This is a genomic window from Chamaesiphon polymorphus CCALA 037, assembly GCF_003003845.1.
Lineage (GTDB): Bacteria > Cyanobacteriota > Cyanobacteriia > Cyanobacteriales > Chamaesiphonaceae > Chamaesiphon > Chamaesiphon polymorphus.
This window is the reverse complement of the sequence record NZ_PVWO01000144.1, coordinates 1-11,978: the sequence shown is the minus strand read 5'-3', so window position 1 is coordinate 11,978 and position 11,978 is coordinate 1. Positions and strand designations below refer to the sequence as shown.

Here is an 11,978-nt window from a genome sequence, read left to right as displayed (position 1 = left end):
ATCTCATCAACTAACCCCCGCTGGCTCCAACTGTTGTTGATTGAAATAGTAATAATGCCCCCGTTTTGCAATCAATTCATCGTGCGTACCCTGCTCGATCAAAATACCTCGATCGAGCACTAAAATCAGATCCGCAGAGCGAATTGTTGAAAGCCGATGGGCGATAACTAACGTCGTCCGACCATTAAGAATCGTATTCAAATTCTGTTGAATGATTCGCTCTGATTCTGGATCGAGATGGGATGTTGCTTCATCCATAATTAATAACGGCGGATTGCCCATTAATGCTCGCGCGATCGCCAATCGTTGTCGCTGCCCGCCAGATAGAGAGCCACCACCCTCACCAATTTGGGTTTCATAACCCATCGGTAATTTATCGATAAATTCATCCGCACCCGCTAATTCTGCTACTTCAATGACTTCATCTAAACTAGCTCCAGGCTTGCTCAAGCTGATATTTTCTCGAATCGTACCGCCAAACATAAACGTATCTTGATCGACCACTCCCGCCTGTTGGCGGAGCGAACGCAATGATAAATTTGCGATGTCGTAACCATCGACTAAAATTCGCCCATCTGTAGCCGGATATAGCCCCAAAGCCAGCTTAGAAATCGTTGTTTTTCCAGAACCACTTCGCCCGACTAGAGCGACCATTTGCCCTGGTTTTATTTCAAATGAGAGATTTTCTAAAATATTTTCATCGCCTTCAGGATGATAGCGAAAGGTAACATTTTCAAACCGAATATGACCTTGAATCGGGGGCAACGATTGTCGCATTTGCAGTTGCAAATCTTCCTCCGGCTCGGCATCTAAGACATCATTAATTCGCTCTACCGCAATGATTACCTCCTGGAGTTGATTCCACAGGACAGTCAACCTTTGAAAAGGTTGAATGATATTACCCAACAGCATATTAAATGCCACTAATTGCCCGATCGTCAGTTGTCCTTGAATTACCTGATATGCTCCAAAACACAACATTCCACTCGTAATCGCGCCATCGATCGCATTACTGAAAATCTGAAGTCGATTGCCAATTATTTCTCCACCAAAATTAGTTTTAATCGCTTTATGAAATAACTCTTCCCAACTCCAGCGGACATTTTGTTCGACGGCAGTAGCTTTAACTGTTTTAATTCCCGTCAAAGCTTGAATCAGGTAACTATTTTCTTCAGCATAAGCATTAAAAATCTCTCGTGAAATCCGCTGTAAAAATGGCGTGGAAATAATTGCCAGTAAGAAGAATGGCGGGATAATCAGCATCGAAATTAATGCCATCTGCCAGCTATACCAAAACATCAAACCTAGATAGATAAAGACAGTCAGCAGATCTAGTAAAATCGTCGTAGCTTCACCAGATAAGAACCGCTGAATCTTTTGATTCTCCTGAATGCGAGACATAATATCGCCCACATATCGCGACTCGAAGAAGCTCAAGGGTAAGCGCATCGTATGGCGAATGAAAGCAACGATTAAGGCTAGCCCAATTTTGTTAGATGTATGATCGAGCAAATACTGGCGCAGCCCCATCATTGCCACGCGAAACATACTGAAGATAAATAGTCCGATACTAACGGTAACGAGCGTTAATTCGGATTTTTGGACTACTACTCGATCGAGAATTACTTGCGTAAATAATGGCGTAATCAGTCCAAAAATCTGGATGAATAAAGAAGCAATAAAAATCTCAAACACCACCACTCGATGGGGTTTGAGTAATTCAAAAAATTGCCAAAATGCTGTGGTACTTTCTTGGGCATCTTTAAGTAAAGCAGATGGCTCTAAAATTAGGGCATAACCCGCCCAACCTTGAATAAATTCTTGATGACTGAGCGTGCGTTGACCGATCGCCGGATCTGCTACGATTACTTGGCGATTAGTAATGGCATAAACGACAATATAATGCTTCCCTTCCCAATGCACGATCGCGGGTAACTGCTGATGAGCCAATCGATCGAGACTAATTTTCACTGGGCGAGTGGTAAACCCGACACTTTCCGCCGCCGCCGATAGCCCCTTAATCGACGAGCCATTGCGATCGACTTTTGCTAGATCTCGCAATCGATTGACGCTGAACTTTTTCCCCCAATACCGCGCCACCATTACCAAACAAGCCGCACCGCAATCGGAAGCACTCTGTTGGGCGTAATAAGGATAACGCCGGGTGAATCGTTGCCACAGATGTCCTGCTCGCTGTGTGGGATTGGGGAAATAAGCCTTACTAATCTTGCGCTTAGATCGATCGTCATCGCTGGGCAATGCAAATGGCAGCAAATTGACTTCCGCTGGTGGCGGAGATCGATGTACGATCTCCGAACTTGTCTCTACACAACGCGATCGCACCGATTCCCACAATCGATCGAAGATCGTCGGATATTTGTCAATGAGCGAGTTAAGTACTTCCAGTGGTAAAAAACAGATCCGCACATCGATTCCCGCTCTAGCGGTATAAGCAGTCAGATCTTGCTCTGGGAAAAAAGTATATTCCCCAAAATAGTCGCCCACTCCCAAACTCTCGATCGGTTCGTCATCATCGTTTAATAACCGCACTTTTCCAGTTATGATGATGTATAGTCCAGCGGCGATATCTTGAACCGTCCACAATTTTCCCAAATCAGGATTAATTAACTGGGCATTTTTAAGGCAATATTGATAATCCTGCGGCGCGATCGAAGCATAAAAAATCTCGTTGAGTTGCTGCGGCGAAATAAGTTGAGACAGAGACTGCTGCGCCATAAATCTTAGAATTTAGCTGGATATGAAATAAATTGAGTTCGGACAACTCTTCGGCGGCGGGAAGGGTGCGATCTGATAGATCGGCGATCGAAATATTCGCGCTAGACTGCTTATCTGGCCGATTAAGCTGCGATCTCGTTGATAATCCCAATTCCCGCATCACCCGCTTGAGATGGCTGTGGCTGACTGCTATGCCCTTCTCCTTGGCGATATGTTTGCCCAACCAACTCACCGTCCAAGTTTTGAACGGATAACCATAATCTCTGGGACTTCGCCCCAGTAATTCCCGCAGTAGTTCGATATATTCGTCCGTAATTAGTTTCGGTCGTCCCACCGGACAATCGAGATACTGATGCGCCAAGCCAGCTTTAGTAAGCTGCATCCACCGACTGGCAGTAGCCGCCGAACATCCCAAGCTCCGACAGATTTCGGCTTGAGTCTTGCCTTCATCTGTCAGCAACACAATTTCCACCCGTTGTCGATAAGCAGCGGGTAACTCTGTAGCGATATGCTCTCGTAACAGTTGCCGTTGAAATGAGGTTAGATAAATACCCTCAGAATTTTGATTCATTGACGCTAAAGGCTCTCTCGATTCGATCTGCATACTTATACGCTCGGATCGATCGAATGGATCTTTATAGAACCTAATTAAATCTCTAGTAGTCTACTTCGATGCGCCGCTCCTGGTTGAGCGCGTCAAGACAGGGAAAGGGGATCGGGGTACCAGAGCGACTCCGAATCCGACGGTGGAAAGCCCCAAAGCAGTCTTAATGTTAGCTAAAGAGGGATAAGTTGTTATTTTTTCCGCGCGATTGTCAATCCGTCACCGATCGGAATTAAACTAATTTGGACGCGCTCGTCGTGGTAAATTTGCTCATTAATTTGCTTAATCGATCGAGTGCGCTTATCATCATTCATGGCAGGATCGACAACTCTGCCATACCACAAAACATTATCAACTAAAATTAATCCGCCCTGACGTATTAATTCAAAACAGCGATCGTAATAAGCTGAATAATTATTTTTATCGGCATCGATAAAGGCAAAATCGAAAGTACCTGCTTCGCCATTTGCTATTAATCGATCGAGTGTGTCTAAAGCTGGTGCGATCTGTAAGTCAATTTTATCGCTTACGCCTGCGGCTTGCCAATATTTACGCGCGATCGCGGTAAATTCATCGCTGACATCACAGGCAATAATTCGACCTTCATCTGGCAGATTCAGAGCTACAGAGAGCGAACTATAACCTGTGAATACGCCAATTTCTAAGCACTTTTTAGCACCGAGTAATTGCACTAATAATCCCATCAATTGCCCTTGCTCGGGCGAGATTTGCATATTTGACAATGGATGCCGATCTGTTTCTGCGCGGAGCTGGGCTAAGATTTCGGGTTCGCGGACAGAATTAGCTAATAGATATTGATGGAGAGTATCGCTTAAACCAATAGATCGATCGGACATGATTTTTAATTGATAATTGATAATTGATAATTGATAACTGGGCGTTCGGGCTACGATGTAAACTCGTATTCTTTATTCAAAATACTATAATTTTAATTGAGAACTAGAGGGTAGGGGCAATTCACGAATTGCCCCTACCCTCTGGTTTGAGTGGTGGTTCTGCTTTTAATAATAGATCGATCGCTGGATCGTAGATGCCTAATTCCCAATTTAGAGCTTGTTTGATTTGAACTATCTCTAAGTTTTTTGTCTTGCGAAAATCGGCTTTATTGAGATTTGCACCTTCGAGATTGACGCCAGCCAAATCAGCTCCGCTGAGATCGGCTTTGGTGAGATTTGCTTTGCTTAAAGTTGCTCCGCGCAGATTGGCTCCGATGAGGATTGCGCCGCTGAGGTTGGTATTACCCAGGCTAGTGTTGGTGAGGATCGCGCCATCGAGAATTGCATCGCTAAGATCGGCTTTATTGAGATTGGCTTCGTTAAGATTAGCCGCACTAAGATTGGTATTACTCAAGTTGGCTTGAATTAAATTCGATCGATCGAGTCGAGTTTGAGTGAGATTGGCATCGTGAAGATTGGCATGACTGAGATTTGCAAAATTGAGATTGGCTTGACGTAAATCTGCTTTAATTAAACTAGCGTTATTGAGTTTAACTCGATCGAGCTGCGCTGCAACGAGATTGGCTTCGCGGAGATTGGTAAAACTCAAATCCAGATACTGTCGCTCGTTTTCTAGATCGATTTTACGACGAGCGATCGCAGTTAATGCAGCTTGTGCATCTGTCTGAATTGCGAATAGTTGCGCTGGATCTTGTCCTTTAATATTTTGTTTTCCCCGCACGAATGAAGATAATACTTCCATAATCGTCCAGCCATCTCTTGGGGAATCTTTAGCAATCCTTTCTAAGGCATAAATACCGCCAATTCTAATCGTTTCTTCTTTATTGCCTAATTGCTCGATCGATCGAGTAAAGCGTTCGGTAATCAGTCGATTTTCACCTTGCGAAAAGTTCAAGAATAAAATCGAGCCACCGAAGATAGTTGCCCCCGTACTCAAGCTCGCAATAATCAGTCGAATTAGTTCCAGAAAAAAGCTCCGACGACTGAGTTTTTCCGCCGATTGCAGTTGTTCGAGCGCAGCTTGCCAATTGGCGTCGGGGTTAATATCGCCCCCGCCCTGTGCTTTCCACATTTCGTAGGCTTTGGCTCGAATGATTTCTGGAGCAATGGGAGCAGGACTAATTAAAGATTGCAAGAATTTACCGATCGTCTTCATTGACTAAAGATTCACACGCTACCGACATCAGTAAACTTTACTACAGTCGCGATCGTAACCCCTATAAAAAATAATCGCTACCCTTCAATTTAAGAGCAGCGATTAGTTAAGATGCGGATAAAAGGAATCGAACCTTCACTTCTTGCGAAACCAGACCCTAAATCTGGCGCGTCTACCAATTCCGCCATATCCGCAGGCAATGTTTCTTACTATAGCACAGATATTCTCTAAAATCAAATATTTCTCAATTTGAGATCCTCTCGTGGGGAGGGCGGGTTTGTGTACCTACGGTAGGCTTCGCCAACGATATCAATCGGTACTATCGATGTTACCTAGCATAAACCCGCCCCTACAGATCCATCAAAACTGCCATTTTAGGCTTTGACTTTGGCATCTAACTTAGATGCTACGAAAAAATCGCCTCGCTCGTCAACGCCGATTTGTCCTAGCGATTCGTCGCCAGTAATTAATCTGGCACCCCGTTTGCGCGTGAAATAGCTCCACGTCCATTGAATGAAGACCACCAATTTACTATCGAATTCAATTAGATAATAAATATGGACGAAGACCCAAATCAACCAAGCAAAGAAGCCCGACATTTTGACTTTGCCAAAATCAGCTACTGCCGAATGTCGGCCAATCACCGATAGACTGCCCGCATCGTAATATTCAAACGGGGGCAAACTCTCATTCGATAGCCGCTTGACAATTAAATCGGCTACGTATTTACCTTCTTGGATGGCGACTGGGGCGACTCCCGCGAGGGGCTTGCCATCAGGCTTGGTAAAGTTGGCTAAATCGCCAATCACAAAAATCTGGGGATAGCCTTTGATGCTCAGATCCGATTCCACCATCACTCTACCGACTCGATCGAGTTCGACGCCAGTATGTTCGGCTAAGATCTTACCCATGGCAGAAGCTTTAACTCCCGCCGCCCACAATACAGTTCGGGCTTCTACGCGCTCGATATTTTCGCCCTGACGGATGGTAACAACGTTGTCTTCGATATTTGTCACTAGAGCCTTTGTCTGCACCTGCACGCCCAATTCTACTAGGGATGCTTCCGCTTTAGCCGATAGTTCGGGTGGATAGGGGGGCAAGACGCGATCGAGTCCTTCGACTAAGACGACTTTAGCTTCGGCGGTATCGATATTGCGGAAATCCTTTTTGAGGGTACTATAGGCCAATTCGGCGATCGCGCCAGCTAATTCTACGCCAGTGGGGCCGCCACCGACGACAACAAAGGTCAGCCAAGCGCGACGTTTGACCGGATCGGTCTCTTTTTCGGCGGCTTCAAATGCCATAAAGATCCGGCGGCGCATTTCTAGCGCATCTTCGACGGTTTTCAAACCAGGGGCTGTGGGTGCCCATTGGTCGTTGCCAAAGTAATGATGGCTCACGCCAGTTGCCAGGATCAGCGTATCGTAAGTAATATCGCCTTTATTCAAGAAAACTTTTTGTTGCTGGGGGTCGATATTTTTGACTTCCCCCATCAGCACCTTGGTATTTTGCTGCTTATTGAGGATCGATCGCAATGGTGAGGAAATATCCGCAGGCGACAAGCCGCCTGTGGCAACTTGATAGAGGAGGGGTTGAAAGAGGTGAAAATTACGTTTATCGATCAGCGTCACCCGCACGGGTGCTTTGCCTAATGATAGTGCCGCATGAAGTCCCCCAAAACCTCCACCAACGATAACGACATGGTGCAGTGACTGGTTCTTAACTTTATCGCTCGCGCTCATCAGGTCTCCTCAATTCAATCTTTAGATGGTCATTATAGCTCCGAAATCACTCGATCGGTGGGGGATCGATCTCGTTGAGGGCTGTTTATGCCTAGCTCAAGCTAGATCTCCCCAAAGAAAAGTAGTTAGTCAATCGGGTGTAGAGAAATTAGCGTCAGGATATTACTGGATTTCACAACTTTTATAGCAAGTCGATGAATTATGAATTAAAAGTGATGACAATTATTAAATCGCGTAGAGATAAAGGCTCGATATCCAGCGCGAGTCGAGCTTTTATTCGATCGATATCGATCGCGTGGATAGTGAAGCGTGCGATGTCCATCCACGATCGAAGATGGAGACCGAGTTGAGAAGAACGGGCTTCGGCTCTCGCCAGCACTGGAGGGAGCCGAAACCGTAACCGAACTAGATGTCTTGTCAAAATTGACAGAAGATATCGCGGCCGCGATATCTTTATTTGGCTTCTGATGCTGCTGCCTATATTACTGGTGCAACGCTCGATGTTAATGGGGGCTATTTCATGGAGTCATTTACTCCACCCGAGCGAATTCATAATTTTTGCGGTTTTTCGTAAAAATAGATAGATCTCGGCTATGATAGCCTTACCAATTTTTAATGTGTAGTCCATCAGCCAAATCTATGATTAATCCTCTTTGAAGCATTTATGGGCAGATCTGGAGCCAGTACAATTCTCGATCGTTTGGCCAAACAACGCACCAGATCTGCTTTTTTAGTTACAGGGGAAGCCATCAATGCGCTAGTTCGATCGATCTCTCATCGCGATCGCCTCACTGAAACTGTGGTACCCAGCAAACCCAACATAAGCTATATGGCTTAGAATTGCGCTCGTACCTCTGACAATTGGTTCGGATCTTCAAACTTATCTGTATCCGATTACTACCCTATTGCCCCGATCGATTAGTTCTCCTCATATTATGAGCAATTTTTATTCTCTCAATCGATTATTTGCCGAACTGGCCGAAAAGTATCCTCAAGCTCTAGCAATTTCTACTCCGGCTTGGCCAGATCTAACGTTTCAAGGCTTGTATGAGTTAATAGTAAAGACTCATCGTCAACTTCGACAATTAGGGATCGATCGAGGCGATCGAGTAGTATTAATTGCTCCTGCCAATAGTTCGGAAACTGCAATGCTAAGTTTGGCGATCGCAGCCAGTGCCACGTTGATTCCGATCGATCCCAGTTTGAGCAATATCGAACTAAAAATTCGGCTACAGCAATTAAATCCAAAATTTATTATTAAGCTTTCAAATTGTTTACTACCCACACCTATTTTTGATGTTTCACCACCGCTAGTAACACAGTTACTCGATCGAGAAATATCTATTTCAACTCTTGAGGTTAGCTACCATTGGCAAGGGAAGATAGGGACTTTTCAGTTTAATGGTAAAACCCTCTTTCCACCCAGCCAAGATGACTGGGCGACACCAGCAGATGATGCTTTTATTATCATGACTTCTGGCTCTACTGGCAGTCCCAAATTAGTTCATATGACGCAGGATGCTCTATGTTATTCCTGCTTAGAAGCCAGCCAAGTTTTACAATTAAGTACTCATGATGTTTGTTTAAATACACTAGCTTTATTTCACGTTCATGGACTGATTACTAATTTCATCTTACCCTTATTGGCAGGTGGGAAAGTAGTATTCTATGGCAGTTTTCAACCTGACTACTTTCTGGATTGGCTTGTAGATTCTCAAGCAACTTGGTATTCTGTCGGCCCAACTATTCATCTGGCTATTCTCAAAGCGATCTCCGAGCATCCCTTGAAAGCCAAAAATCACGCCCTGCGGTTTATGCGTTCTGGTTCGGCTCCGTCTAATATCCAAGTAATTGCAGCATTAGAACAGCATTTTGGCGTACCATTAATTCAGGGCTATGGTATGAGTGAAATTCCGCTATTTACAAGTACTATTTTGCCATCTAATTTGACGAAAGAGCGTTCTCAAGGTTATGCAAAAATCTCTAAAGATTCAGAACTAGCCATCGCTAATGAATCAGGTGAAATCGTTCCACATGGGACAGTAGGCGAAATCATTGCCCGTGGGCGCAATGTGATGAAGAGCTATCTCGATAATCCAGTAGCCAATCGAGTTGCCTTTCGAGAAGGTTGGTTTAGGACAGGCGATCTAGGCTGGCTAGATGAATGTGGCTATTTGCATTTAGCAGGCAGGCTTAAAGAAACAATCAACCGGGGTGGAAATAAGGTTTTACCCCAAGAAGTCGATGATGTTTTGATGCAATTTTCAGAAGTTGAAGAAGTGGCTACATTTGCTGTCGATCATCCTCGATTGGGAGAAGATCTAGTTGCAGCCGTCGTTCCAAAATCTGGAGCGAATATTACCGAACACAATCTACGCACTCTTTTGTTAGAGCGGATTGCCGATTTTAAAATTCCCAGTCAAATTCTATTTGTCGATAATATACCTAAAGGTAAGACAGGTAAAATCCAGCGTAATAAACTAGCTGAAGAATTTGCAGAGCGATTGAAGTCTACTTATATTAGCCCGAGAAACAATCTAGAAATAAAAATAGCCGATCTCTTTAGTCAAATTCTCGATCTTGACAAAGTTGGAATTCATGATAACTTTTTCTCGATAGGTGGCGATTCTTTAACTGGTACTCAAATCATTTCTCGAATTTGTGAAATATTTGCAATTAATATTCCCATAGTGACTCTGTTTCATCACCAGACAATTGCCGAGCTAGCTACTGTTGTCGATCGAGCAACAGATTGTCAAACCAAGCAGTTCCATGCATGGCAATCTCTCATCCAAATCAAACAGGGTCGAGCCACAAAAGATCCCTTATTTTTGATCCATGATGTAGCTGGTAGCGTATTGTTTTATCGACAACTAGCCAATCATTTACGATCGGATCGTGCAGTTTATGTCATCCAGGCACAAGGACTAGATGGTCGCAAAACTCCGATTGCTTGTGTATCAGAAATGGCTGCTAACTACATTAAAGAAATTCGTCAAGTTCAGCCGATGGGGCCATACTATCTAGGTGGCTATTCCTTTGGTGGTGTCGTAGCATTTGAAATTGCCAGACAACTTGAGGCACAGGGTCAAGAGATTAAACTATTGGCGATCGTCGATACTCCGGCACCCGTTAGCGTCGAGCCAAATCTGCCCCAAGTCGATCCTTGCCCTCAGGGATTGTCTAAAATTCTGTCACGGTTGACCAAATTATGGAGCTTAAATTCCCAACAGCGCAAAGATTATATTCGTTATGGTTTAATGAATCATTGTATGTTTGGTAAGCTCAGAACTCCTTATCGGTTTTATCTACGTTATATCAAGCGAGCCAATTTAGAATTAGGCACGATCGATGTATGTTGGATAAATACTCAAGCCCGTAACAGTTATGTAGTAAAGTCTACTTACTCAGGAAAAGTAGCTCTGTTCTGCTCCGATAATATGTTACTAGAGTCAGCAAATAGTCCCGCTCTAAATTGGGATAAAATTGCCACTGGTGGAGCCGATATCTACTCAATTCCTGGCTCGAATCATTCCACCATTATTCAAGAACCATTAGTGCGAATATTAGCCGATCGATTGACGCTGGCATTGGCTGATTAGCTAAGATTTTTAACTCTCACTCATGTGTCGCTGTATTGTCTGGCATAATCTGGAAGCGGTGGATCGATGGCCCGATCGCATCGATCGGACAATCGCGACAAACCTTACGATTGTGCGTGCTAACGGCATCATCGATCTGACTGGAACGATTTTAGTATTGAAAGTCCCGTAACTTATCGATCGGTCGCAATTTCGCAACGTTTTAGCGGTCGTCCATCGATAATATGACTTTCGACGATCGCGGGAATATCTTCGCCAGTCAAATGACCGTAGAAAGTCCGATTGGGAAACAACAATCGCTGTAATTTCATCCGGATCTTACGTGGCAGCCATGTAAATTCGCGCCAGTTAGTGCGATAAACTAGAGCTACTGCGCCAGCTTCGCACCGATCCAAACATCCCGACTGTCGCACTTCCACGCGATCGCCTAATTGTCGATCGACAATTTCAGATTGAAACTTTTGATATATATCTAGGGCACCCGCGCTACAACAGTCGCTACTGCCATCGGCACGTTGTTTGGTACATACAAAAACACGGTATTTAGGTAAGTTCATACTATTTCGATTGCCGATCGATATACATTGTTTGAAGAAGGTAATTCTTTTATCCTCATAATTTCGATTAAGAATCTACCGACACTTTAGCCGCAGAGCGATTTATTTCTAAACTGTTAGCTTCTGACTCTTGACTGCGGACTTCATTCAACTGATGTAACGTGTCTACAAAGTCGCGAATGCCTTGAAATTGACGGTAGACAGATGCAAACCGGACGTAAGCTACTTCGCTCAATGGGCGTAATTCTCGCAACACCAGTTCGCCTATTTCAGCGGTTGTCACCTCTCTGACGGTGCGCGCTTGGAGTTGAGATTCGATATCATCGACGATCGATTCGAGTGTATCGGGGGTTAGTCCAGTTTTCTGACAGGCGTGGATGATTCCCCTCAACAGTTTAGATCTGTCGAAATATTCCCGCCGAGCATCTTGTTTAATGACGGTAACCGGGACGAATTCCAGTCGTTCGTAAGTAGTAAAACGATGTTTGCAGCGCAAGCACTCCCGCCGTCTGCGAATACTCTGTCCGGCTTCTGTCGATCGAGATTCCAAGACCCGACTATCTGTATATTGGCAGTATGAACATTGCATTGGAGAGTGGGGACG

At 44.5% G+C, this 11,978-nt stretch carries 10 protein-coding genes, 1 tRNA gene and 1 pseudogene; 4 read left to right on the top strand and 8 right to left on the bottom strand.

Annotated elements, in window-relative coordinates; genetic code table 11:
• Positions 1–6: 6 nt before the first annotated feature.
• The 6 genes from C7B77_RS12920 to C7B77_RS12895 all read right to left on the bottom strand — a co-directional run bounded on the left by C7B77_RS12920 (position 7) and on the right by C7B77_RS12895 (position 7,215).
• Entirely contained in the window at positions 7–2,736 is a 2,730-nt protein-coding gene (locus C7B77_RS12920; RefSeq protein ID WP_106305155.1) for an ABC transporter transmembrane domain-containing protein, read from the bottom strand.
• On the bottom strand, positions 2,639–3,307 hold the full coding sequence (locus tag C7B77_RS12915) for a helix-turn-helix domain-containing protein (protein ID WP_181243847.1): 669 nt from the start codon (positions 3,305–3,307) through the stop codon (positions 2,639–2,641). The genes C7B77_RS12920 and C7B77_RS12915 overlap by 98 nt, the downstream gene beginning before the upstream one ends.
• A 224-nt stretch (positions 3,308–3,531) precedes the next feature.
• Positions 3,532–4,197: a class I SAM-dependent methyltransferase gene (locus C7B77_RS12910; protein ID WP_106305149.1), complete on the bottom strand. Its 666-nt coding sequence runs from the start codon at positions 4,195–4,197 to the stop codon at positions 3,532–3,534.
• Between the two features lie 121 nt (positions 4,198–4,318).
• A complete protein-coding gene (locus tag C7B77_RS12905; protein ID WP_106305146.1) occupies positions 4,319–5,473 on the bottom strand; it encodes a pentapeptide repeat-containing protein in 1,155 nt (384 codons plus the stop codon).
• A 112-nt stretch (positions 5,474–5,585) separates the two neighbouring features.
• A tRNA-Leu gene (locus C7B77_RS12900) sits at positions 5,586–5,667 on the bottom strand.
• 180 nt (positions 5,668–5,847) lie between these two features.
• Positions 5,848–7,215 carry an NAD(P)/FAD-dependent oxidoreductase gene (locus tag C7B77_RS12895; RefSeq protein ID WP_106305143.1) on the bottom strand — a complete coding sequence of 456 codons (1,368 nt, stop codon included), beginning with the start codon at positions 7,213–7,215 and terminating at the stop codon, positions 5,848–5,850.
• Between the two features lie 429 nt (positions 7,216–7,644).
• On the opposite strand from C7B77_RS12895, the pseudogene C7B77_RS31715 reads away from it, so the two are divergent.
• From C7B77_RS31715 to C7B77_RS29960, 4 genes and pseudogenes are all read left to right on the top strand, one after another.
• Positions 7,645–7,789, top strand: a pseudogene (locus C7B77_RS31715) (SDR family oxidoreductase); the annotation flags it as partial.
• Between the two features lie 90 nt (positions 7,790–7,879).
• Positions 7,880–8,053 (top strand): hypothetical protein, encoded by a 174-nt coding sequence (locus tag C7B77_RS29965; protein ID WP_181243846.1) that lies wholly within the window; start codon positions 7,880–7,882, stop codon positions 8,051–8,053.
• Positions 8,054–8,150: 97 nt separating this feature from the next.
• On the top strand, positions 8,151–10,817 hold the full coding sequence (locus tag C7B77_RS12890; RefSeq protein ID WP_106305140.1) for a non-ribosomal peptide synthetase: 2,667 nt from the start codon (positions 8,151–8,153) through the stop codon (positions 10,815–10,817).
• Between the two features lie 22 nt (positions 10,818–10,839).
• Positions 10,840–10,989, top strand: a complete 150-nt coding sequence (locus C7B77_RS29960) for a hypothetical protein (RefSeq protein ID WP_181243845.1) — start codon at positions 10,840–10,842, stop codon at positions 10,987–10,989.
• 1 nt (position 10,990) lies between these two features.
• On the opposite strand, the gene C7B77_RS12885 is transcribed toward C7B77_RS29960, so the two are convergent.
• Both C7B77_RS12885 and nrdR read right to left on the bottom strand, forming a co-directional pair.
• On the bottom strand, positions 10,991–11,374 hold the full coding sequence (locus C7B77_RS12885; RefSeq protein WP_106305137.1) for a (2Fe-2S) ferredoxin domain-containing protein: 384 nt from the start codon (positions 11,372–11,374) through the stop codon (positions 10,991–10,993).
• Between the two features lie 67 nt (positions 11,375–11,441).
• Positions 11,442–11,963 carry a transcriptional regulator NrdR gene (gene nrdR, locus C7B77_RS12880; protein ID WP_106305158.1) on the bottom strand — a complete coding sequence of 174 codons (522 nt, stop codon included), beginning with the start codon at positions 11,961–11,963 and terminating at the stop codon, positions 11,442–11,444.
• Positions 11,964–11,978 lie beyond the last annotated feature (15 nt).